Consider the following 23,029-nt stretch of genomic DNA (forward strand, 5'->3'; position numbering starts at 1 on the left):
TCGCTGGCAAGCCAGCTACACAAGCTAGCTCCCGCATACGCCAGTTGTTGCGCAGGCCTGGTGGGCGGGATTACTCGATAAAGGTGACCACGCCGCCGGCCAGGGATTTGACCCGAGCCAGGGATTCCACGCGGTAGCCCTGGGCGTCCAGTTCGGCGCGGCCGCCCTGGAAGGACTTCTCGATGACGATGCCCAGGCCGGCGACGGTGGCGCCGGCCTGCTTGATGATCGAAATCAACGCTTTGGACGCCTTACCGTTGGCCAGGAAGTCGTCGATGATCAGCACCCGGTCGCTGCTGGTCAGGTGCCGTGGCGAGATGGCGACGGTGCTTTCCACCTGTTTGGTGAAGGAGTACACGGTGGCCGACAGCAGGTTCTCGGTCAGGGTCAGGGACTGGTGCTTGCGGGCGAAGATCACCGGTACGCCCAGGTTCAGGCCGGTCATGATTGCCGGGGCGATGCCGGAGGCTTCGATGGTGACGATCTTGGTGATGCCCGAATCCTTGAACAGCGTGGCGAATTCGTCGCCGATCAGCTTCATCAACTGCGGATCGATCTGATGGTTCAGAAAGGCGTCGACTTTCAGTACTTGATCGGAAAGCACGATGCCTTCTTCGCGAATTTTCTTGTGCAGTGCTTCCACGGAGCTTCCTCAAATAGCGCCTGTTGCGCCAAAAGTCAGTTAAAAATAGTCGATTTTAGCGCTTTAACATCGCGCGTATATCCGCCAAAGCGCTATTGCCGCGAACGGCTTTGACTTCGGTCGGCGTGTCGTCATTGCCTTCCCAGGCCAGATCGTCCGGGGGCAGTTCATCAAGGAAGCGGCTGGGCGAGCAGTCGATGATTTCACCGTATTGCTTGCGCTTGGCCGCGAAAGTGAAGGCCAGGGTCTGGCGAGCCCGGGTAATGCCCACGTAGGCCAGGCGTCGTTCTTCCTCGATGGTATCGGCTTCGATACTGGAACGGTGCGGGAGGATTTCCTCTTCCATGCCCATGATGAACACGTAGGGAAATTCCAGGCCCTTGGAGGCATGCAAGGTCATCATCTGCACACCTTCGGCGCCGTCTTCCTCTTCCTGCTGACGTTCCAGCATGTCCCGCAGGACCAGCTTGCCGATGGCGTCCTCGACGGTCATTTCGCCGTCTTCGTCTTTTTCCAGGGTGTTCTTCAAGGCTTCGATCAGGAACCAGACGTTGCCCATCCGGTAGTCCGCGGCCTTGTCGCTGGAGCTGTTGGTGCGCAGCCAGTTCTCGTAGTCGATGTCCATGACCATGCTGCGCAGGGCGGAGATCGGGTCTTCGCCAGCACATTGTTCACGCACCCGGTCCATGAAGCGCTTGAAACGCGCCAGGCGGTCGGTGAAACGGCTGTCCAGGTGCTCGCCCAGGCCGATTTCATCGGTGGCGGCATACATCGAGATCTTGCGTTCAGTGGCGTAGTTGCCGAGTTTTTCCAGGGTCGTGGAGCCGATTTCCCGGCGCGGTACGTTGATCACCCGGAGGAAGGCGTTGTCGTCGTCGGGGTTCACGATCAGGCGGAAGTAGGCCATCAGGTCTTTTACTTCCTGGCGTCCGAAGAAGCTGTTACCGCCGGACAGGCGATAGGGTACCTGGTGGTGCTGCAGCTTCAGTTCGATCAGCTTGGCCTGGTAGTTGCCCCGGTAAAGAATGGCGAAGTCGCTGTAGGGCCGGTCGGTGCGCAGGTGCAGGCTAAGGATTTCCATGGCTACCCGCTCGGCCTCGGCGTCTTCGTTGCGGCAGCGGATCACGCGGATTTCGTCACCGTGGCCCATCTCGCTCCACAGCTGTTTTTCGAACTCGTGGGGGTTGTTGGAGATCAGTACGTTGGCGCAGCGCAGGATGCGGCTGGTGGAGCGGTAGTTTTGCTCCAGCATCACCACTTTCAGGGACGGGTAGTCGTCCTTGAGCAGCATCAGGTTCTCCGGCCGCGCGCCGCGCCAGGCGTAGATCGACTGGTCGTCGTCACCCACCACGGTGAACTGGTTGCGCTTGCCGATGAGCATTTTCACCAGCAGGTACTGGCTGGCGTTGGTGTCCTGGTACTCGTCCACCAGCAGGTAGCGGACCTTGTTCTGCCATTTTTCCAGGATGTCGGCGTGTTCCTCGAACAGCTTCACCGGCAGCAGGATCAGGTCGTCGAAGTCCACCGCGTTGAACGCCTTGAGCGTGCGTTGGTAGTGGGTGTAGACGATGGCGGCGGTCTGTTCCTTGGGGTTGCGTGCGTTTTCCAGGGCCTGGGGCGGCAGGATCAGGTCGTTTTTCCACGAGCCGATCATGTTCTTGATTTCGTCGACGCCGTCGTCCCCGGAATATTCCTTCTGCATGATGTCGGTCATCAGTGCTTTGACATCGGCCTCGTCGAAGATCGAGAAGCCCGGCTTGTAGCCCAGGCGCGCATGCTCCTTGCGGATGATGTTCAGGCCCAGGTTGTGGAAGGTCGACACGGTCAGGCCGCGGCCTTCGCCGGCACGCAGCAAGGTGCCGACGCGCTCTTTCATTTCCCGCGCGGCCTTGTTGGTAAAGGTCATCGCGACAATGTACTGGGCGCGGATACCGCAGTTCTGGATCAAGTGCGCGATCTTGCGGGTGATCACGCTGGTCTTGCCGGAGCCTGCGCCGGCGAGCACCAAAAGAGGGCCGCCGACATAGTTCACGGCTTCTTGCTGCCGGGGATTGAGTCGGGACATGACGGTAAAAAGGGATCGCTGACGAAAAGGGCGGGCATTTTAACAGGCTGTACAGATTCTGCTGCGTCTCTGCGACTTGTGACGCACAACGCTATCTAAATTTGCCGGTTTTGATACTTTCCCTCAGGATGCGCGCTGAATATGCGCCTAATGTTCGAGTTAGAGCGGTACAAAAAATTGCGTATGATAATCAATATCATTTGTTATTGCTTATTTGCGCGCCATAATGCATGCCGCCAACTTTTTTGCAGAGTCTAGGGAGCTAGCTTGTCTAAGCCTGTCGAACCCTTGCGTTTGCTGCTACTGGCCGAAGAGCCTGTGTGGACAGCGTTGTTGCGCGAGTGTGTCGCTCCGTTGGGAGACTCGGTGGTATTGATCAGCGCTCCCAGCTGGGAGTCGGTCAGCCGTTTGTTTGAAGACGACCGCAATGCGGTCCTGTTGACCATTGCCCAACTGCAGCCCGGCCCCGGGCGCTGCAGCCTGCCAACCATTCTGTTGCTGGACCAGGAACCCGAAGTGGCCCCGGTGGGCGTCAGCGACTGGTTGGTGGGTTCCTGCCTGAGCACCGATGCCTTGCGCCGTTGCCTGCGCCACGTGCGCGAACGCGGCGTGCTGGAAAGTACCTTGCAGCGCTTGGCCGAACAGGACCCGTTGACCGGCATCGCCAACCGCCAGGGCTTCCAGACCCTGCTGGCCGCACGCCTGGCCGAAAACGACGGGCGCGGCCTGGCCCTGGGGCATCTGGATCTGGATAACTTTCGCCATGCCAACGACGCCCTCGGTCACCAGGCGGGTGACCGGCTGATCCTGCAGGTGGTTTCGCGACTCAAAAGCCAGTTGGAAGCCGGTGATCAACTGGCTCGCCTGGGCAGCGATGAATTTGCTTTGCTGATCGATACCCGTCGCGCGCCGCAGCGGGCCGAGTGGATGGCCGAACGCATTACCGAAGCCATGGCCGAACCTTACTGGGTTGACGGTGAAAGTCTGTTGATCGGCTGCAGCCTGGGGATTGCCCATGCCCGGGCCAATGCGGGCGCCGATCCGTTGATGTGGCATGCGCACATTGCCATGCAACAGGCCAAGAGCACCCAGGGTTGTACCTTTCACCTCTTCAACGAGCGGATCAATCGCAACGCTCGCAGTCTGGCCGACCTGGAAGGCGAGCTGCGCCGGGCCTTGCGCCGTGACGAACTGGAGTTGCACTACCAGCCACGGCTGAACCTGCATGATGGCAAGATCGTCGGTCTCGAGGCCCTGGTGCGCTGGCGCCACGGCGAGCGTGGGTTGCTGCCCCCCAGTGAATTTGTGCCCCTGGCCGAACAGAGTGGTCTGATCGTGCCGCTGGGTTACTGGGTCATCTCCCGCGCTCTGCGCGACATGCAGGCCCTGCGCGAGCGCGGGCTGCCGCCGTTGCACATGGCGGTCAACCTGTCGTTCCGGCAGTTTCAGGACAGCCAGTTGCTTTCGACCCTGAGTCGGCTGATTGCTGAACGCGGGGTGGAGGCGCAGTGGCTGGAGTTCGAGCTGACCGAAACCGCAGTGATGCGTCGCAGCGATCTGGTGAAGCAGACCATGGATGCCCTCGGGCGCTTGGGGGTGCGGTTTTCTCTGGACGACTTTGGTACCGGTTTCTCTTCCTTCGTCCACCTCAACAGCTTGCCGATCACCTTGCTCAAGGTCGACAAGAGTTTCGTCGGCGGCATGGAGCAACGTGAAGAGAATCGCAAGCTGGTCCACGCGATGATCAACCTGGCCCACAACCTCCACCTGGATGTGGTGGCCGAAGGCGTGGAAACCGCAGAGCAACTGGCGTTGCTGCGCGGTTTTGGTTGTGATCAGGCTCAGGGCTACTTGATCAGCAAGCCGTTGCCGCTGGCGGAGTTGGTGGAGTACCTGACGTTTGGCAACAGTCAGCAGTCGATGCTCGGAGGCGGCGTATAGGGCGCCTTCGAGTCTGCTGAGCGCTGGTGTTGGGGCTGTTCTGGCGCTGCTTCAGTCAGTCTGGCTGGCCTCAAAGCGCATCAGCGATACCTCAGGCTCGCGCTTGATCATGCGGCGCATGCGCCATTCGAAGGCCAGGGTCAGGCTGATGGCCGCACAGGCCAGGCCCAGAGCCAATCCCCACCAGACGCCGGTCGGTCCCCAGCCCAGGGTAAACGCCATCAGCCAGGCGCATGGCGCACCGATCAGCCAGTAACAGCCCAGGCCTACCAGGAAGGTGGTCTTGGCGTCCTTGAGGCCACGGATCGCGCCCATGGCAATGGTTTGGGTGCCGTCGAACAGTTCGAACCAGGCGGCCACGGCCAACAGGCTCACCGCTAGCTGGATGACGTCGGCGAAGGCCGGGTCGTTGTGATCCAGGAACAGCCCGATCAGCTGGTTGGGCAACAACCAGAATACCATGGCAAAGCCCAGCATCGCCACCGCGCCGAAGGCGATGCCGACCCGTCCGGCCAGACGTGCGTCGAGTAGCTGCCCGGCGCCGTAATGCTGGCCGATGCGCATGGTGATGGCGTAGGAAATCCCCGCCGGCACCATGAACGCCACCGACACAATCTGCAGGGCGATCTGGTGCGCCGCCAACGGGGTGCTGCCCATGGTGCCGATGCACAGGGCAGCGAAGGCGAACAGCCCGACTTCCACCGCGTAAGTGCCGCCAATGGGCAGGCCCAGACGCCACAGTTCCCGCAGGTACTGAGGGTTCAGCCGGAGCAGGCCCTGGCGCAGTGGGTACGCGGTGTAGGCCGGGTGCTGCCGGATGTGCCAGGCCAGCGCCACGGCCATGCAATTGGCGACGATGGCGGTGACCAGGCCGATACCCATCAGCCCGAGTTTTGGCAAGCCGAACATGCCGGTGATCAGCGCGTAGTTGAGCAGGAAGTTGGCCACGGTACCGATCAGGCTGATGACCATCACGGGGGTTGCCCGGCCAATGGCACTGGTGAAGCCGCGCAGCGCCATGAAACTCAGGTAGCCGGGCAGGGCGAACGGCAAGATCAGCAGAAACTGGCCCGCGGCGTTGACGTTGCTCTCGGTCTGGCCGAACAGCAGCAACACCGGTTTGAGGTTCCACAGCAGCAGGCCGGCCACCAGGGCCATCAGCCAGGCTAGCCACAAGCCGGCCTGGGTCAGACGTGCCGCGCCGTCAATGTCACCGGCGCCCTGACGAATCGCCACCAGGGTGCCCACGGCGGCGATCACGCCGATGCAGAAGATCGAGACGAAGGAGTAGCTGGCCGCGCCGAGACCGCCACCGGCCAGGGCCTCGGGGCTCAGGCGAGCCATCATCAAGGTGTCGGTGAGGACCATCAGCATGTGTGCCAGCTGGGAGGCGATCAGCGGCCCCGCCAGCCGCAGGATGGCCCAGAATTCAGTGCGTGCCGGATGCTGCATGGTCATTAGTCTCAATCAACGGGAACGTCGGGAATGGCGCTGATTCTCGGCGCTTGCCGGCGATAGCACAAAGGGATAAAAACGATTGCTGGCATGATAAAAACTCATATGAATGAGTTTATTGATCGCCTCACCTCATTGCGTTTTGGAGCGCGTCCATGTCCCGCCGTCTTCCTCCTTTGTATGCCTTGCGTGCTTTTGAAGCCGCGGCCCGGCATCGCTCGTTCACCCGCGCCGCCGAAGAGTTGTCCATTACCCAGAGCGCCGTCAGTCGGCATGTCCGTACGTTGGAAGAACACTTCGCCTGTCGGCTGTTCCAGCGCAGCGGGCGCAACCTGCAATTGACCGAAGCGGCGCGGCTGCTGGTGCCAGGCGTCCGGGAAGGCTTCGGTGCCCTGGAGCGGGCCTGCAGCACCTTGCGCGGTGAAGATGACATCCTGCGCATGAAAGCACCCTCGACCTTGACCATGCGTTGGTTGCTGGCGCGCCTCAGCCGTTTCCGTCATCTGCAGCCGGGCAATGAAGTGCAGCTCACCAGCGCCTGGATGGACGTGGATTCCGTGGACTTCAACCAGGAACCCTTCGACTGTGCGGTGTTGTTGAGCGACGGGCACTTCCCGGTGGATTGGGAGGCCAGCCATCTGTTTCCCGAACTGTTGATTCCGGTGGGCGCGCCGAACCTGCTCAACGATCAGCCCTGGGATGCAACGCGGCTGGCGACCACGGAACTGCTGCACCCGACCCCGGATCGGCGGGATTGGCGCAGTTGGCTGGAGCACATGGGGCTCACGGATCGGGTTTCGCTCAAAGGCGGACAGGTATTCGACACCTTGGAGTTGGGGATGATCGCAGCCGCGCGAGGTTACGGCGTGTCCATGGGGGATTTGCTGATGGTGGCCGAGGATGTGGCCCAGGGGCGCCTGAGCTTGCCGTGGCCGACGGCCGTGGCCAGTGGCCTGAACTACTATCTGGTGTGGCCCAAGACCCGGCCCGGAGGTGAACGTTTGCGTCGTCTCAGCGACTTCCTGCAGGGTGAGGTGCATGCCATGCAGTTGCCTGATGTCGAGCGCCTTGGCTGAAACGATGAAGCATCCCGCGGAGGGCCTGCGCAAATATCCCTGCAATTTGCTCAAGTATGGTGCAGTGCTGCCGAATCTGGATTATGGAGCCAGCGTTCAGGAAGGTCCTAGATTACTGAAAATTCTTAGAGATATTGTTGCCGAGTGTGCCAACTGATCAGGACGATCCGCCTTCTCGGCCAGGAGCCATCATGTCCCAACCCCGTGCCCGGATAGCCTCTCAGCTAGGGCTTGCCCTTGCCTTGATACTCGCCCTGGTCATCAGCGGCAGTACCCTGTTTGCCCTGCGCTCACTGGACGCTGCGAACCTCGCCACCCGAGAAGAGCACCTGGCCAGCGAAGCCCGCCTGCTGGCGGACCAGCTCAACACCTTCCACGGTAGCCTGCGCGACAGCACCCTGCGCCTGAGCGGGTTGTTCGAAAACCGCTTCAGCAGTGGCCTGAGCCTGCACCCCGAGCAGCCGGTGACCGTGGCCGGTGTGCAGACTCCCGGGCTGCACTTGGGGGACGTGGTGCTGAACAACAACTTCGCGGAAGTGGACGAATTCAAGCAGATGACCGCCGGGGTGGCGACGGTGTTCGTACGCAGTGGCGATGACTTGGTCCGAGTCAGCACCTCCTTGAGTAAACAGGACGGCAACCGGGCCATCGGCACCTTGCTCGACCATGGCCATCCGGCCTACCAGAAACTCATGGCGGGGCAAGGGTATGTCGGTCGCGCCATGTTGTTCGGGCGCTCTTACATGACCCAGTACACCCCGGTGCTCGATAGCGCCGGCAAGGTCATAGCGGTGCTGTTTGTCGGCTTCGACTACACCGACGCGCAAGCGGCCCAGTTCGATAACCTCAAGCGTTTCCGCATTGGTCAAAGCGGCTCCCTGGCCTTGCTCGATGAGCAGAACCACTGGCTGGTGCCGCCTGCGGGCGTGCAGAACCTGGAGCAAGCGGCGAAGGTCATGGCGACGGCGACCAGGGAGCCTGGCAAAGGGCGTTTCTGGAGTGATAGGAACGAAGACTTCTACAGCCTGGCGGTGGCGTTTAGCGATGGTCCCTGGTCGGTGGTGGCGAGCATGCCCAAGGCTGAGATCCGCGCGGTGACCTGGAGCGTGGGTATTCGCCTGGTCATTGGTAGCCTGCTGGCGATGCTGCTGGCGGTGGGCGCCACGGTCTGGCTGTTGCGCAACAAGCTGGCGCCGCTGAGTGATCTGGTGCAACAGGCTCAGGCTCTGGGCGCTGGTGACCTGAGTGCGCGGCTGAATGTATCCAGCCATGACGAAATCGGCCAACTGGCCGGTAGTTTCAACCAGATGGGCGAAGCCTTGTCGACCATGGTCGAGCACATTCGCCGCTCCGCCGCCGAGGTCAACGGTCGGGCTCAGGTGCTCTCGGGGCTGTCCAACGGCGCTTATGAGGGCATGGAACAGCAGTCCGGCGAGATCACCAGCATGGCCGGGGCCGTGGAAGAGTTCAGCGCCACCTCGCTGAACATCGCCGACAACATGGGCAGTACCCAGCGCCTGGCTCAGGAAAACGCCCAGCAGACCCACATTGGCCGCGAGTCCATGGAGCAGGCGTCATCGTCCCTGGAGCAGATTGCCGGGGCACTCAACAGCACGGCCACGGTGATCAACACCTTGGGCCAGCGCTCCCAGGAGATCGGCGGGATTGTCGGGGTGATCACCGCAATCGCCGATCAAACCAATTTGCTGGCCCTCAATGCCGCCATCGAGGCCGCCCGTGCTGGCGAGCAGGGGCGCGGTTTCGCCGTGGTGGCCGATGAAGTGCGCAACTTGGCGTCGCGCACCCGCCAAGCCACTGATGAAATTTCCCAGATGATCAGCAGTATCCAGCAGGAAACCGGCCACGCCATCGAGACCATGGAGCAGGGCAACCGCTTGATGCAAGAGGGGCTGTCGCGCAATGCCAATGTGGCCTCGGCCCTGGCCTTGATCGACGAGCAGAGCCGCAGCGCTGGCGAGCAGTTCGCGGCGATCTCCACCGCGACTCAGGAGCAGAGCAGCACCGCCACGGTGTTGAGCAGTAACTTGCAGAGCATTGCCCAGGCCAACAGCGAACAGCGGGAAGTGGTCTCCAATCTGGCCGTCACGGCCCGAGAGCTGGAAGCGCTGGCGGCGGACCTGCGTCAGGAAGTCGATCGCTTCCGTTGAGGGGGGGCGGCTTCGCTCCTTGGCCGCTGTTCGGGCGATGGGGCGAAAGTTGCAATGAGGTGTGAGTCGACTAAAACAGATGAGCAATGTTTTGCCCTTCAAGGACTGTCCTTTAGCAGGAGCTCGCATGACTCATCTCATTGGTTTCGCCCCTCGGTTGCTGGCTTTTTCGGCGCTGTTGCTCAGCCAGACGGCATTCAGCCAGGAAAGCCCGGCATTCATCGATCCTGCGTCGTGGAACACCCCGTTCAATGGCATTGCCCAGGTGGCTTGTCATAACTGCTACGAGAAGCAATACGCGAACACCTTCAGCAGTGTGCTTGACAGTGTACGGACCCTGGAGCTGGACTTCTGGGACCAGCGCGATGCGGTGAGCGGCGGTTCGCCCCATCACTGGTTCGTGCGGCACAACCCCGGCACCTTGTTCCAATCCGGCAACGACAATAACTGCACCGGCGATGGCACCGGCAAGAACGACCTCGAAGCCTGTCTGAACGACGTCAAGAACTGGAGTGACAAGCATCCGGGGCACTTCCCCATCACGCTGATCCTGGACAAGAAACAGGGCTGGTCGAAAGAAAGTTCGGGGCGCACACCAAAGGATTTCGACGAACTGGTGGCGCGGGTGTTCCAGGGCAAGCTCTTTACCCCCCAGGATCTGGCGACGCACATTGGCAGTGGCGCGGGGGCCTTGCAGGGCAACCTCAAGGGTAAGTCCTGGCCCACCGCCAACGATCTGCAGGGCAAGGTGCTGTTGGTGCTCAACCACTCGGAAAACCAGAAGCTCTCGCAGTACGCCGAGGCCCGCACCTCTAAGGCTAAGGTGTTCATTTCGCCAGTAACCAACGGCCAGAACGATATCAGTGGCAAGGTCAGCGGCATGTCCAGCCAGTCATCCGGCTATGTAGCCATGAACAACATGGGCAAGGGCGACAAAAGTTGGGCAAAGCAGGCCTTTGCCTACAGCCATATCGGCCGCGTCTGGGGTGATGACGAGGTGTCGTTCGCCCAGCACATCAACCAGAAGATCAATCTGTCGGCGTACTACAGGTTCGCCGCGCAGAGCGCTGGCGGCTACCGCATCCGGCCGTTCTGAGGCTTAAAGCAGCCCGCTCAGCGGGAGGCGCGTCGACGGTGCTGGCGGCTGTGCACCGAGGATTGCGGGGTTGAGCCGGTAAGCGATGGTTTGCGGACGGGTGTGGTTTTTACGGCTTCGTTGCTTGCTGAAACGATTCTTCAGCGCTATAAAAACGACACAACTCCAAGAAAGGCATCCCCTCCATGACCTCGCTCAAACTGCTTGTCGCCCTCGGTGCGTTGACCACCGCATCCCACGCTCTGGCCTGGGACTATGTACTGCTCGACACCGACAAGGCCGTCCAAGGCCTGCACCTCACCAGCGAACAATTAGGGATTAAGACTGAGCGACCGTTTTCCGTGACCCTGCGCACGTTACACGGTGGTCGTCAGGAAGGGGTGAGCATCATCGACATCGACAACGGTCTGATGAAGCTCTCGGTGGTGCCGACCCGGGGCATGAATGTGTTGCAGGCCTCGGTGGGCGAGGTGCGCCTGGGCTGGGATTCCCCGGTCAAGGAGGTGGTCAATCCAGCCTTTATCGAGCTCAGTGGCCGCGGTGGGCTGGGTTGGCTGGAAGGCTTCAATGAGTTGGTAACCCGGTGCGGTTATGAGTGGGTCGGGCATCCGGGGATAGACAATGGCGAACTTCTGACCTTGCACGGCCGCGCGGCGAACACCCCGGCCAGCAAGGTCACCTTGCACATTGACGAGAAGCCGCCGTACGCCATTCGCCTGCGCGGCGAGCTCAAGGAGCAGGCATTCAAAAAAGTGGATTTCAGCGTCGGCACCGAACTGGTGACCGAGCCTGGCAGCAGCAGTTTTACGCTCAATGATCGTCTGACCAACAATGGCGATTACCCGAAGGAATACCAAGCGCTGTACCACAGCAACTTCAGCACGCCGTTTCTGGAGCAAGGAGCGAAGTTCGCTGCGCCGGTGAAGCAGGTCTCACCGTTCAACGACAAGGCCAAGGGCGATCTGGCCGACTGGCAAACCTACCGCGGCCCGACTCGCGACTATGACGAGGCCGTATACAACGTCGTGCCGTATGCCGACGCCACGGGCCAGACCCTGGCGGTGTTGCACAACAAGGCGGGCAGTCTCGGTGTCTCGTTGGGCTTCAACACCCAGCAACTGCCGGTGTTCTCGCTATGGAAAAACACCGACACCCAGGGTCAGGGCTACGTGACCGGGCTGGAGCCGGGCACCAGTTTTTCTTACAACCGCCGTTATCAGCGCCCGCTGAACCTGGTGCCCACCATCGGAGCCAAGGAGCAGCGGCTGTTTCAGATCCGCTATAGCGTATTGGCGGACAAGGCAGCTGTGGATCAGGCTTTGAGTCGGGTTAGCCAGATTCAGGCCGGGCGCGAGACTGAAGTGCGAGCGACGCCGCTGGTGGACCTGGCCCAGGAGTGAGCCTTCAGCCGGTGCTGGGTCGATAGTGCAGCGCCTCCGCCAGATGCTCGCGGCAGATGGCGTTTTGGTGTTCCAGGTCGGCCAGGGTCCGGGCCACCTTGAGCAGGCGGTGGGCGGCGCGTAGCGACAGGCTCAGGCGTTCGCAGGCGGTCTCCAGCCAATGCTCATCGGTGCTGGACAGGCCGCAATGGCGCCGCAGACCGGGCAGGTCGAGAAAGGCATTGGCGCAACCCTGGCGCTGCAACTGCAGCTCGCGGGCCCGAGCCACTTGGGCGGCAGCGTTAACGCTGCCACCCCCGGGCTGTGGCTCGGGGTTCAGGGACGTGGCCTCTCGGGCCACGGTCAAGTGCAGGTCGATGCGGTCCAGCAGCGGGCCGGACAGTTTGTTGCGGTAGCGCTGGATCTGCTCCGGGGTGCAGCGGCAGCGTCCGCTGGGTTCGCCCAGGTAGCCGCAGGGGCAAGGGTTCATGGCGGCCACCAGTTGAAAGCGCGCCGGGAACTGCACCCGGTCGCGCGCGCGCGCGATGACAATCATCCCGGACTCCATGGGCTCGCGCAGGACCTCCAACACCTTGCGGTCGAACTCAGGTATTAGACTAATGGGCTACAGTGTAGACCCATACGGGAGGAATATTCGATGGCGTTGATCCCAGTCAAGAAGGTTGCCATGCCCTTAGGGATCGGTATTAAATTCCCTTGCCAAAACCAAGACCACCTATGTACTTACATCAATAAGCACAATGCTTGCATACCGATACTGCTTACTAAGGATGGGTTATTAATTCGAGAGGCTCATAGTTATTTATATGAAAAACATATGCAATCAAAGGGCATGTCCTCTTTTAAGACTATCAAAACATATAGTGAGTGCCTTTATCATTGGTTTGAATATTGCAGCTTAAAAAGGTTGGAGTGGAAAGAATCTAGCGTTCGCTCTGTGATCGCATATCGAAACTCTATGAAAGCTTCGTCTGGTGAGATTGAAAAAAGTCTCAAGCCGGCAACGATTAATTTAAGAACCACTGTAGTAGTTGAGTTTTTAAAGTTTTACTTAAACTCTAAGCCTGAAAACGATAGCTTACGCTCCTTGAAAGCTATGAACTCATCAGAGTTAGCCAGGGCGCGATTATCTTTAAGAGGAAAGTATTCTCGGCCTATTGCACTTTCGGTTGAGTCTTGCAAGAAATTGAGCGCAAAGCTTAAGGGTACACATCGTATTGTATTCATTTGGGCAGTTTCAACCGGGCTTAGAGTAAGTAGCTTGCTCTCTATATCAAAGAAGGACTTTAGTTCTCTGGCCGATGCAAATTCTGGCGGATTTATCGAAGTGTTGGCAAAGGGTGGGAAGTGGCTAAAAGTTTATCTCACTGAATATGTAATTAGCGAGACCAGAAGATATATTGCAGTAGAAAGAAGGCTTCTAGAACTTCGTCGCAAGGCAGGGAAAAGCGCCACAGAAGATAAGCTTTTTATTAATCAAAACGGCGCTACGTTAAGCTATGATTGCTACTACGCCGCATATAAAAGAGGCTGCAATAGTCTTGGTATAAAATCAAATCCCCATCAGACCAGGACCACTTTCGCGACTTTTATGGAGAAGTCGCTAAGAGCCTACGCAAAAGAAAGTGGAGTGGATCACATAAAAATCATACAGGGGCTACTAGGGCATTCAAGTGTAAATACTACCGTAATGTATCTGGAAAGCCTCAACGTCTACGATATAGATATATTGAATATACTCGAGGGGAACTCTCGTAGGTTGGGAGGCACGAATGCCTAATATTGAGAAGGTTTTTTACGACGAAAACAGAAGAGTTGAAGTTGTTTATCGATTGCGTACTGAGACTCTAGGCCCCCAAATCGCCAGCGATATAATGGAAGCCTTTTACGATGTTACGGGACATTACAATAGTCGGAGCAGAGATCAAGCCTGGCGGTCAGTAAAAAAATTTGTAAACTACCTGTGCCTTATAGGGTTTTCTGAATCAGTCAGGCAGATAGATGTTGTAAGCGGCTTTGCAGAGTATCTAAAAAATAATGGACGCCTGAAGAAAACTAATGGGACACATTATAATATTGTGCGACGCCTAGTAAGTCGTATAGCCGATGAAAGTTCACAGCCTGCTTGGTTTGACCAAGGGTTGAGCTTTAAAAGTTTCACCAGGGAAGCTGATTGCATCAGGGATAATCCAGTCAGTATCGAAGATCTTAAAAAGATTTCGTCTGCTTGTAAGAAAGAAATTTTAAAAGTTAAGCAAAAATTCTTGATAAGAAAGCTGTTAATAGATGAATCGCCAGCTAAAGCTACCGGATTTTCAGAGCGCGATTTAAAGAACCTGAAAAAACTAATTGAGTTAGAAAGTAGAGAAATTTGGACCCAAAAACAAATGGTATGTAGCGGCTATGCAACTTTAGGTGGATGCGGCCTGAGGAAACTAACAGCCTGCAAAGAACTCACGATGTCTAGTGTTCTTCCAATCTATTTGTTAATAATGGTTCAGACTGCCGCGAATCCGCTATCACTAATGGAGATAAACCTCGAGTGTATAACTCAGAATCCCTTAGATCCGAATTCGGCACTGCTGGTATGGGATAAACATAGAGCTTCTAAGACACAAAAAATAAGCCTTATACGAGAAGGTAACTACTCGGTTCCAAATTTAATCCAGTTGGTAGTCGGTATGACTGCTCCTATACGGCATTTAGCTTCTGCGGCAGATAGAGAGCTTTTATTTATCACTAGGGCTGGTCACAAAGCAAAACGCCTTAATACCCAAAGTCTTCATAACTGCCTAAAAACATTCCGAGAGGAGCATCAGCTAAGTCACTTTACATTTGCTGACATACGACGTGCCGTCGCTGAGCTTGTATATAACAAGACTGGATCAGTTCAGGAAGTCTCTAAGCTACTGCAGCATCGAAAGGAAGTCACGACACATCCCTATTTGAGAAGCAGAACTGCGGCCGAGTACAGGTACGAAAAGCTAGCGGGTTTTCAAGGCCAGATGCTTGAATTAGCTGAAAAAACTAATAATGAAAATTTTAAAACAGTTATAGGCTTTGACTGCTCTGCACCTCTTACGGGTACAGCGATAGGGTCAAAAAAAGGAGAACCATGTTTAGAGTTTCTATCATGTGCAACCTGCAAAAACGCTGTAGTGCCCATAGATGATGCTGTTTCGATAGCGAGAATAATCCGAGCTCAAGAGCATTTAGAAAAATTAGGTAGTGCTTCGATGTTTGACCATGAGGCGCGAGAGCGATTTGATAAAGTATACCGCCCAATTCTTAACATAATTAAAAGTGAAATAATTTGTAGAGTTCCTGCTTCAACATACAAAAATGCGGTTAAGTTAAAAGAAACTATTCCCGATTTGCCGGTTATGACATGAAAATCTTAAATGCGTATAGAGAAGAAAAACAAGAGTTTATCGATCCGTTGGTCTCATTAGGGATTATCTATACTGATGATACTTGGGTTTTGACGTCGACTGACTTTGAAATTTCGGATAAGCAAATAAAAATAGAGTGGCAGAAAGGAAGCGAAGAAACCCCGCTCAGTGCCTACTATATAGATCTTCTAAAGCGGTTTGCTACTGGAATGCTACTCGGAGTAATTGGGCGCTACTCCCCTAGCACAATTAAACCGAAAGTGATTTATTTGCGAAGACTATTTTCGCTAATACAATCTAACGGATTCGAAAGAGCGCATCTGGCAACCACAGCGTCTGTCGTCAAAATTGTAGGCGCTGACGCGAAGAAAGGAAGAGGAGTAACTAAGCAAACTTTAGAATGGTGGACGACAACAATCAACCAGTTTTATCGATTGAAGGGTTTTCTAAATGACTCATTTATCGGTCAGCCCATTTCAAGAAGAGACATTGCAAGGATCTCTGCCTCACTTCGCGAGCCTGGATACTGGGAAGCACCTCCGGAGCCGGTATGTATTTTCTTACTTAAAGAATCGATCGATTTTATGAGAAAGAACTCTGCGCAAATCCTCGCATTTTATCAGAAATATATATCCCTTGTGCATAGCGGGATCGCAGATGGTCTAGATAAGTCAGAACAGATTTCCGCATATATAGAATCAAATTTATGCGCTGAGGACTTTGCAACGACCTACGAAAATATAGAAAGCTGTGAAATGTGGAGCCATGACCCTATTTTAATAGGAAAGCTAATTAGGCACCTGTCAACAGCTTGCTTCATTACGATTACCTATACTTGCGGTCAGCGAGTGAGTGAAATCAGACGCGCGAGCACTGGAAGCGTAATGCCGAGGCTCCATGATAACGGCGTCGAGCATTTTTATTACCACGCCCCTCGCTCAAAAATTCGTTTCTCTGCAGAAAATAAGCGAAGTGAGGGCACGGGTCATAGCGATTTTCCATGGATACTTTCACCTGCTGCCGTAGAGGCTTTCGATATACTGTTGTCGTTGTCTAAGCCGGCCCGGGAAAAAAGTGGTATTGATAATCTTTGGTTAACCCCTGCCGGAAATTCGTTATGGCCATTTTTTCCGAAAAAAAGTTTCAGTGTATTAAGCTCTTCTCAAATTAATATCAGAATTAACAATTTTGCCAGATTCATAAACCTTGAAGCTAATACAGAATGGGGAGGACGACTCCATTCGCACATGGGGCGCAAGCATCTTGCTCGATTTGTTGCCAAAAGGGACCGTTCAGCCTTAGGGGATTTAGCACAGCAGTATTCTCATCTATCGGCGGATAGTGTTGATATTAGCTATGCAAGGCCCGATTCAGAGTTTCGGAGAATGCTTGCAGAGGAGCTAGGTAATGAAATGGCTCAAGTGGCCGCCACTCTATTGGACTCATCAGCAGGTAATTTTTATTCGACGAATAATAACGGACGAGTTGAAACGTTTCTTGGAGAACTACGAAAGTCTCGAGATATAAAACTCCTGATGTCGAGCGGTACAGTGATGCTTCCTTGCCAGTGGGGCGTCTGTCTATACATGCAAGACACAAGCGCTTGTGAAGGGAGTAAAACAAAGCCGAATGTAATAAAAAGAACTCCTGAAGTATGTTCTAAGTGTAGCAATTTCTTAGCCACTCCAACAAATTTGCTGTGGTGGTTAGAATTCGAGTCTGACTGCAAAAGAATTTTGAGCCAAAGTCAGCTACCTATCCAAACAAAACTTTTGCTAAACGAAAGACTTTCTGCTGCTACAGCAGTGATATCTAAACTTCAGGTGGAAAACAATGAGTGATATGCGGTTGTATTTAAAAGAATTGGTCGTAAAGATGAGGGAAGCAAATGGAGACGCGATAACAGTAACTGCTCTTGCAACTACGGCTGGCGTTAGTCGGTCAACTATTTATAAATATTACCCAGATGTGCTGGCGTTATTACGTTCCCAGCAAGAATCCATCGTTACAGTTAGCAGCGCCAACGATTTAAGAAAGATAGATCTGATTAAACACCAGCTATCTAAAAGTAAAGATCTTGTACTCTATTTGTCAAATATCTGCTCCAACCAACTCATTGAAATCTCAGAACTAGAGGAAGCCATCGATCAGATCCAGAAAAGCAATAGTGCTCGTGTATCTTATTTGGAAAGCAAAATTGCCAAGCTGGAAAAAAATACTCTGCGGAGAGTGAAGTAAAGTCTAGTAAGAATTAGCTGGAAATCTCAAATCGAATTTGTTCGAAAAGTTCGTCCATACTTAAGTGAGGAGTTGCCAGTAATGCAGCCCTGATAATTAAAGTAGCGGGCTGGACATCTAAACAATTTGCAAACTCTCCAAGTCGATTCATTGTGATTGACTTTTTACCGCGCTCTACATCACTTACGAAGCTCTGGCTTGCTCCTATAGATTCTTGAGATAGACCTTTTTGAGCCCGGCTTTGCCTGATTGCAAGACCAATTGCCTCATCAAGCGTCATTTTTCACCTCTGTAAAAGGTGGAAAATGAAGCCCGCTCGAGCTAGAAAACGCTATGCTCTATAGAGTATATTTGTACGGTGGCTGTGAAATTTTTACGTGTGAAAACTACATGCGGCGATTTTGAGCCTGCTCGAATGGTTACTAGTCAGATATTTTATCGGGTCAAAAGATGAAAAAGTTTGGAAATGAAATTGAGACTGGGGCCAGCGAAGAGCTAAAAAATATTTGTTTGAATAGAGTGCCAGACTTAGGTAAAGGTTATTTTTTATTAACAGAATGCATAGACGGTGAGGTTTTGATATACAGCAAGGGTAGTTCATGGGGAAGGGACGGTGAGGTTAGAGTGCCAAGAGCAGTTATTGCACACGATTACATTGAGTTTTATAATAACAAAGGTGTCCGCTGCTACGTCATTCATACCGCCGAAGAGTTTGAATTTTGGGCTCGCTGCTGGGTAGGCCCTGCGTTAATTAAGCCAGACGTATGGGCATGCCCGAAGCTAAGGTTTTAACTATTTCCGAATTCGGAGGTGTTGTGCTAATACTGGGAGCGGAATCAAAGCAAATGGGTCATAAAGAATGTCTGCAACTCTTAGAAAGCATTGAGGATGTTCATAATCATCTAATTTCACTTCTGACTTTTTTGATTGATTGTGAGCGAAAGCAGCAATGTCCTAAAAAGATGATGCTCGTTCGATGGGAGCGGTTGTTAACGCGGTCTATTGACCTTGAAGGCTCTCTACCAGGCTCACACGTGTCAGCCTATCAGTATGCCTTATCAGAGTTTCAACACGGTATTTCGGAGTTAGAGCCAATTGCCAAAAATTTTCTGGTCGCTAAGGGTTTGGGAAGCTAAGAAAATGATGCCTGCTAAGCACGTGCTAGACGGCAGTTAAGGTGCGCGCGAGCCTCGACTAGTGGTCAGCGGCCTATTATAAAAATTCGTAATTTTTTCATTACCGATGGCACTTTTCTAGCCAGCCACAGGCGCTTTCCTCGTAAGGATGGGTCAGGATTGACTAGCAAGATTAGAATCCACCCATTCGAACGTAAGCCCGGAGCGCTTCGTAATGGCGCATCACTGCTGATACGCCAAACCCGCTAAGGCTTTCTAAACGACGAACGTGATGCCTGGGATGATTCTAAAATTTCTGCAGGTACTGCTTGCTGCTGCGCCCCCTGGGCTCGAGTCAGTGCTGATTGGGTGTCTCGTTGCCACTTGGACTGGGGGCGCTCACTCCCCGTCATGCGCTGCATTAACTCTCCTGTCTAGGTGCCAGCCTGCGACCTAAGGGCACAGCTGTTGCTAAGGCGCTGGCTAAGACCCGTCCTGTGGAATAGATAAAGCGAATCACGAACCCTAATCCCATAGTCAAACTCAAAAATTTACGCCATGGCAGCCAGTGCTTTATGAGAACTTGTCTCTCAAGGAGCAAACTCGGTGAATCATCGCAATGCCGCTGGAACGCCGCCCCACTCAGGGACGCGCAGCTGGGACCTACGAGCAAAATTAGAAAGCTGGGTTTGCAGGTGCCAAGCCATCAATGAAGCAGGTAAGATCTAGCCAAGTTTTTCAGGATCGCCCCACTCGAAGGGTCGGCCTGCGTCTACTCATTTAATAGCTCTCTTTTAGAAAGCTTAAGAAAAGGAAATTTTATGTCTAGAAGACCAGCAGCAGCACCACACAGGTATGAATTTAAAAAAGAAGGAGCGTTTGGCGTATTTAAAACCAATGGTTCTGTTCCCATTGAATATTTCATGACCTCGTTCAAAGTAGATGACCTCACTTTCTTGTCTTACGCAAAAGACGTTAATACGGACTTGAATTTCGACTACCTGATTCAACGTGACATTGATGAAGATAGGGCTCGTGCGGAGATCAGTCAATATCTGGCAGCCAAAGAGGGCGAGGCTCAAAAGGAGATAGTATTCCTTCCTCCTCTTTTGGTTGCGGTTGTAGGCGTAGACCAGAATAATCGTTTAGAGGACTATTATCCTGATTCAAAATTTGAAGATACTTCAGATAATATGGGGCCAATTTATGTTAGGGAGTGGCCTGGCATACAAAGAGTAACAAACTACAAAGTAGAGCAGGAAGAGGCTAGAGTATTCTCGTGTGGAGATGACGATCATAACGTATCAATAAGTATCGACAGCGCGAAGATTGAGGTAAATGTAACCCGTGATAATGTTAAGGGTGCTAAGCTAGTTGTAATCGATGGACAGCATCGCCTTTTCGCATTAAATTTTTTAAGAGTAGAACACAGGCATTTAATTGAAGGCCTTACGATCCCTATATGTATAGTGTACCCACCGAATTCAATCGGTAAACATAATGAAGACCAGCCAAAAGTTCCGGATGTGCTTAGAAACTTATTTGTGGATGTTAACTCCACAGTCGAAAGGGTAAGCGGGCACTTTCTAACATTGCTTTCTGAGCAGACGTTAGGGTCTATTATCTGCAGAGAATTTTGTAAGAAAGTACTCGATACTAAAGGTATTGAAGGCCTTGGTCTGGTGGAGTGGAATACAAAAAAACACAAAGAATCGCTTGAAATATCTAGAGAGCACACGCTTACCAGTATTGGCGTAATTAATAGCTCCTTTGAAGAATGTTTCAAAACTAAAGGTGGGGTGAAGTTGCTAGCTGCAATACTCGGTCTTGATAAGCGAGCAGCTGATTTCGACTTTGGAACGGACGAGTACGAAGAGCAATTGAGCTCACCTGAGTATTTCCCTTGGAGAGATTTCTTGTCTCGCCACCGTGAACAATTAGTTACATTGGTTAACCAAAATATTACGCCCGCATTGATGGATTTGTTTTTTGGAGTTTCTTATTTCGAAAGCTATTACGAAAAGTTCGGTGATTACTTTACGCAAAAAGAGGAAATAATAAAGCGGGATAGAACCGGTGAGCATAGAATATTTTTGGCGGTTAAAGACCACTTCCTTCTTAATGGGCTGCTAGGGAAGGGGGCGTATTCTATGCATAGCGACGTGCGAACTGACCTGACAAACATAATAGGAGAGGAAATTCCAGGGTTTGCCAGGAAAGTTATCTTTCAAAAAGCAATGATTGAGGCCTGGTCCATCCTATGCTCTAAATTCATTGCTCATAATATTCCAGTTCAAAGAGCTTCGCACTATGTGAAGAAGTTTGTTGAACACTCATTTGCTTCTAATTCAGATCTATTTGATGAACGCCATCTCTATCTTCAGGATACTATATATAGCGGCTCGAGAATAAAGGTCACAAGATCTGCTAAGCGACAGATAGTCAGATTGTTACTTTCTAATGGCGAGCACACGATTTGCGATGATAAAGAAAAAGAAGTGCTGTCTGATCTAGCTAAAGCAGAGGTTGGTAGTTTTATTAATCAAATGCGGGAAGACAAAAGAAAAGTATTCGAAAAGTCTTATAAGACCAACTTTAGTATTGCTGCGGTGGAGCGAGATCGGCTATATGTAGCGGAGCTCGGGAAATCTAGCGAAATGAAAAAACATGGTGGTGATTCTTCCAAGACAACTTTTGATACTTTGGTAGCGGATCTTATTAATGAAGACCTCACAGATTCATTTAACGATTTGGCAAGGACGTTAAACTCGCGAGACTTTATTTACTCTGACGGTGAAGAGCTAGAAGATGAGCTCTAAGATCTATTTTAGCGTATTAGATGGGAATACGTTTGATCAAAGTCAAAGGGAAATGCTAGCCGCCGCGGTTCTAGAGCATCAGCGCTTTTTAATTATCGCTAGCTCCGCGGTGCTGTTGGCAGATGCTTCCAATTATGTAAATCAGAGTGTTGGAGTTCGTCCCGTATCTGTGCTCATTCCTAGCGGTGTGCTATTAGCCACTGCTGAGAACTTTTTGGCGAGCACCTTTCCAGAGATAGATGCTGAGATAGAACAATGCTTTTACAGATTGTGCTTAAAAGATGGTGATATTGAAAAAATAAGCCAGCTTAAAGTTGACAGTTTTGGGCTTGATTCTGAAAACCACATCAGTTGCTCGACTCAAGTTGAGTACCTTCATCCTATCGTGAAAAGCAAGGTCCAGTCAGTATGCGCTGAATATAACGAATTTAATTCGTTAGTTATCAGGCTATTGAACGGATACAGCTTCTTATCAGACTCTATGTTGCGAAGCAGATGTGGCGATTCAGATTTAGACGGTTTGCAGCTGCGAGAACTGAAAGCTTTTAATGATTATCTATCATCGGTGGTCGGCGGCTTTTCCGTAATCCAGCCTGATGTCCAAAGGGTGATTAGTTATTTTAATTCGCTAATTAATGTATGCCCTACTAACTCAACAGAGCTCTCTACAACTGCTACTGGTGCAGCGATGCAGAATGGATTTCCTTGTGTATACAAGGTAATGTCTGTTTTTCATTTTCTTGGCTATGAGCTGTCCTTGCAGCGAAAGCTTTATAACAAAGCGTTTATGCATTTGTTTAGGTCCTATGAATGTTATTCTTGTGGTGCAATGTTTCTTTATGGCGCTGAAATTTCAGATGAACTAAAAAAAGGCGTGCTTGAAAAAGATATTTATAAGCTTGGTACCGCGCGTGTATTTGGATTCGGGACGGTATTTAAAGCGGTTGGAAAAGAGTTTAATGTGCTGGGTGACTCTCACTACCAAATGTGTGATTTTTACCTGAAGCTCCGAAACAAGTTTCACTATACACATGGCGACGTAAAAGTCAGCGAGGGTCTTCTTCATGAGTTTTCCCGATCAGTTATACGACAATTACTCAATTTAGAAAGGCGAGGAAACCAAAAACATTTCTTATGGAAAAGAATTTACCGGGACATTAAAGGGACTATTTTAGCTGACAATAAAGCGCTGGCGTATGATGCAATATTACGCGAGCTTAACATCAATGGTCTTTATCAATATACAGCTGTTTGAAGTGATTAAATTGTGGTGTGGACGCTGTTTAAGCTAAGTAGTGCTCATCTTGTCGGATCGTTACCTATAGCATGGTCGGTAGGGTTCTGGATTTTGGCTGACTGTCTCCCCCGATTTTCAGATTGCGTTAGTCAATAGGTCGGTTTGGTAAGATTTTTGGCTAGGAAATCGCGAGCAAGTCATTGTACAAAAAACAGCGGTGTGGCTCAGCCTAAGGCGGCTTCACCCTCGTAGCTAGCGGCTCAGCGCCTCCAACACACGTGGGAACGCAATCCCCGTAGCCCGCATTTTGCGCATGCCTTTCATCACGCATTTCTTGCTTGTACGTTAAAAATATGCAAAATAACGTACTGTACAGAAAATGAC

Annotated in this window: 17 protein-coding genes and 2 pseudogenes; 14 read left to right on the forward strand and 5 right to left on the reverse strand. The window is 52.7% G+C overall.

The genetic code is table 11. From position 1 onward, the window contains the following. Positions 1-70: 70 nt before the first annotated feature. Complete coding sequence (locus PLD_RS15950; protein ID WP_159894311.1) at positions 71-643, reverse strand: xanthine phosphoribosyltransferase; 573 nt, start codon at positions 641-643, stop codon at positions 71-73. 55 nt (positions 644-698) lie between these two features. Further along, the gene (gene rep, locus PLD_RS15955) at positions 699-2,708 is read right to left on the reverse strand and encodes a DNA helicase Rep (protein ID WP_159894313.1); all 2,010 of its coding nucleotides are present in this window, start codon (positions 2,706-2,708) and stop codon (positions 699-701) included. Positions 2,709-2,975: 267 nt separating this feature from the next. Here rep and PLD_RS15960 point away from each other — a divergent pair, with 267 nt between their 5' ends. Further along, complete coding sequence (locus PLD_RS15960) at positions 2,976-4,649, forward strand: bifunctional diguanylate cyclase/phosphodiesterase (protein WP_159894315.1); 1,674 nt, start codon at positions 2,976-2,978, stop codon at positions 4,647-4,649. A 51-nt stretch (positions 4,650-4,700) separates the two neighbouring features. Here PLD_RS15960 and PLD_RS15965 read toward each other — a convergent pair whose 3' ends face one another. Further along, positions 4,701-6,101: a NorM family multidrug efflux MATE transporter gene (locus PLD_RS15965; RefSeq protein ID WP_178116226.1), complete on the reverse strand. Its 1,401-nt coding sequence runs from the start codon at positions 6,099-6,101 to the stop codon at positions 4,701-4,703. A gap of 158 nt (positions 6,102-6,259) precedes the next feature. Here PLD_RS15965 and PLD_RS15970 point away from each other — a divergent pair, with 158 nt between their 5' ends. The 5 genes and pseudogenes from PLD_RS15970 to PLD_RS15985 all read left to right on the forward strand — a co-directional run bounded on the left by PLD_RS15970 (position 6,260) and on the right by PLD_RS15985 (position 11,844). Beyond that, a complete protein-coding gene (locus tag PLD_RS15970; protein WP_159894319.1) occupies positions 6,260-7,180 on the forward strand; it encodes a LysR substrate-binding domain-containing protein in 921 nt (306 codons plus the stop codon). Positions 7,181-7,371: 191 nt separating this feature from the next. After that, positions 7,372-8,493: pseudogene (locus PLD_RS31175) on the forward strand (Cache 3/Cache 2 fusion domain-containing protein); the annotation flags it as partial. 132 nt (positions 8,494-8,625) lie between these two features. Then, positions 8,626-9,348: a methyl-accepting chemotaxis protein gene (locus PLD_RS31180; protein WP_371929087.1), complete on the forward strand. Its 723-nt coding sequence runs from the start codon at positions 8,626-8,628 to the stop codon at positions 9,346-9,348. 127 nt (positions 9,349-9,475) lie between these two features. Then, entirely contained in the window at positions 9,476-10,444 is a 969-nt protein-coding gene (locus PLD_RS15980) for a Ca2+-dependent phosphoinositide-specific phospholipase C (protein WP_159894324.1), read from the forward strand. A 185-nt stretch (positions 10,445-10,629) separates the two neighbouring features. Next, positions 10,630-11,844: an aldose 1-epimerase family protein gene (locus PLD_RS15985; protein ID WP_159894326.1), complete on the forward strand. Its 1,215-nt coding sequence runs from the start codon at positions 10,630-10,632 to the stop codon at positions 11,842-11,844. Between the two features lie 4 nt (positions 11,845-11,848). Here PLD_RS15985 and PLD_RS15990 read toward each other — a convergent pair. Then, positions 11,849-12,436 (reverse strand): annotated as a pseudogene (locus PLD_RS15990) (ATP-binding protein); the annotation flags it as partial. 45 nt (positions 12,437-12,481) lie between these two features. On the opposite strand from PLD_RS15990, the gene PLD_RS15995 reads away from it, so the two are divergent. Genes PLD_RS15995 through PLD_RS16010 form a run of 4 tightly spaced genes read left to right on the forward strand, consistent with a single transcriptional unit; the run spans position 12,482 to position 17,474 of the window. Beyond that, a complete protein-coding gene (locus PLD_RS15995; protein ID WP_159894328.1) occupies positions 12,482-13,624 on the forward strand; it encodes a tyrosine-type recombinase/integrase in 1,143 nt (380 codons plus the stop codon). Continuing rightward, positions 13,617-15,236, forward strand: a complete 1,620-nt coding sequence (locus PLD_RS16000; protein WP_159894330.1) for a tyrosine-type recombinase/integrase — start codon at positions 13,617-13,619, stop codon at positions 15,234-15,236. The genes PLD_RS15995 and PLD_RS16000 overlap by 8 nt, the downstream gene beginning before the upstream one ends. Beyond that, positions 15,233-17,077, forward strand: coding sequence for a hypothetical protein (locus PLD_RS16005; protein WP_159894332.1), 1,845 nt, complete (start codon positions 15,233-15,235; stop codon positions 17,075-17,077). The genes PLD_RS16000 and PLD_RS16005 overlap by 4 nt, the downstream gene beginning before the upstream one ends. After that, the gene (locus PLD_RS16010) at positions 17,070-17,474 is read left to right on the forward strand and encodes a hypothetical protein (RefSeq protein WP_159894334.1); all 405 of its coding nucleotides are present in this window, start codon (positions 17,070-17,072) and stop codon (positions 17,472-17,474) included. The genes PLD_RS16005 and PLD_RS16010 overlap by 8 nt, the downstream gene beginning before the upstream one ends. 13 nt (positions 17,475-17,487) lie before the next feature. On the opposite strand, the gene PLD_RS16015 is transcribed toward PLD_RS16010, so the two are convergent. Next, positions 17,488-17,754 (reverse strand): helix-turn-helix domain-containing protein, encoded by a 267-nt coding sequence (locus PLD_RS16015; protein WP_159894336.1) that lies wholly within the window; start codon positions 17,752-17,754, stop codon positions 17,488-17,490. Positions 17,755-17,924: 170 nt separating this feature from the next. Between PLD_RS16015 and PLD_RS16020 the strand changes: the two genes are divergently transcribed. The 4 genes from PLD_RS16020 to PLD_RS16035 all read left to right on the forward strand — a co-directional run bounded on the left by PLD_RS16020 (position 17,925) and on the right by PLD_RS16035 (position 22,663). Then, positions 17,925-18,266: a hypothetical protein gene (locus tag PLD_RS16020; protein WP_159894338.1), complete on the forward strand. Its 342-nt coding sequence runs from the start codon at positions 17,925-17,927 to the stop codon at positions 18,264-18,266. Next, positions 18,245-18,610 (forward strand): hypothetical protein, encoded by a 366-nt coding sequence (locus PLD_RS16025; RefSeq protein ID WP_159894340.1) that lies wholly within the window; start codon positions 18,245-18,247, stop codon positions 18,608-18,610. Before PLD_RS16020 ends, PLD_RS16025 begins: the two co-directional genes overlap by 22 nt. An 800-nt stretch (positions 18,611-19,410) precedes the next feature. Next, positions 19,411-21,408, forward strand: coding sequence for a hypothetical protein (locus PLD_RS16030; RefSeq protein ID WP_159894342.1), 1,998 nt, complete (start codon positions 19,411-19,413; stop codon positions 21,406-21,408). Continuing rightward, a complete protein-coding gene (locus tag PLD_RS16035; RefSeq protein WP_159894344.1) occupies positions 21,398-22,663 on the forward strand; it encodes a hypothetical protein in 1,266 nt (421 codons plus the stop codon). Before PLD_RS16030 ends, PLD_RS16035 begins: the two co-directional genes overlap by 11 nt. Positions 22,664-23,029 lie beyond the last annotated feature (366 nt).

The sequence above is a fragment of the Pseudomonas sp. LD120 genome (assembly GCF_009861525.1).
GTDB lineage: Bacteria > Pseudomonadota > Gammaproteobacteria > Pseudomonadales > Pseudomonadaceae > Aquipseudomonas.

Excerpts from the sequence above, each read along its gene's own strand:
- PLD_RS15980 (WP_159894324.1), top strand. The coding sequence starts at position 9,476 with ATGACTCATCTCATTGGTTTCGCCCCTCGGTTGCTGGCTTTTTCGGCG.
- PLD_RS15985 (WP_159894326.1), top strand. The coding sequence starts at position 10,630 with ATGACCTCGCTCAAACTGCTTGTCGCCCTCGGTGCGTTGACCACCGCA.
- PLD_RS16015 (WP_159894336.1), bottom strand. The coding sequence starts at position 17,754 with ATGACGCTTGATGAGGCAATTGGTCTTGCAATCAGGCAAAGCCGGGCT.
- PLD_RS16005 (WP_159894332.1), top strand. The coding sequence starts at position 15,233 with ATGAAAATCTTAAATGCGTATAGAGAAGAAAAACAAGAGTTTATCGAT.
- PLD_RS31180 (WP_371929087.1), top strand. The coding sequence starts at position 8,626 with ATGGCCGGGGCCGTGGAAGAGTTCAGCGCCACCTCGCTGAACATCGCC.
- PLD_RS15995 (WP_159894328.1), top strand. The coding sequence starts at position 12,482 with ATGGCGTTGATCCCAGTCAAGAAGGTTGCCATGCCCTTAGGGATCGGT.
- PLD_RS16030 (WP_159894342.1), top strand. The coding sequence starts at position 19,411 with ATGTCTAGAAGACCAGCAGCAGCACCACACAGGTATGAATTTAAAAAA.
- rep (WP_159894313.1), bottom strand. The coding sequence starts at position 2,708 with ATGTCCCGACTCAATCCCCGGCAGCAAGAAGCCGTGAACTATGTCGGC.
- PLD_RS16020 (WP_159894338.1), top strand. The coding sequence starts at position 17,925 with ATGAAAAAGTTTGGAAATGAAATTGAGACTGGGGCCAGCGAAGAGCTA.
- PLD_RS16010 (WP_159894334.1), top strand. The coding sequence starts at position 17,070 with ATGAGTGATATGCGGTTGTATTTAAAAGAATTGGTCGTAAAGATGAGG.
- PLD_RS16025 (WP_159894340.1), top strand. The coding sequence starts at position 18,245 with ATGCCCGAAGCTAAGGTTTTAACTATTTCCGAATTCGGAGGTGTTGTG.
- PLD_RS15965 (WP_178116226.1), bottom strand. The coding sequence starts at position 6,101 with ATGCAGCATCCGGCACGCACTGAATTCTGGGCCATCCTGCGGCTGGCG.
- PLD_RS15970 (WP_159894319.1), top strand. The coding sequence starts at position 6,260 with ATGTCCCGCCGTCTTCCTCCTTTGTATGCCTTGCGTGCTTTTGAAGCC.
- PLD_RS16000 (WP_159894330.1), top strand. The coding sequence starts at position 13,617 with ATGCCTAATATTGAGAAGGTTTTTTACGACGAAAACAGAAGAGTTGAA.
- PLD_RS16035 (WP_159894344.1), top strand. The coding sequence starts at position 21,398 with ATGAGCTCTAAGATCTATTTTAGCGTATTAGATGGGAATACGTTTGAT.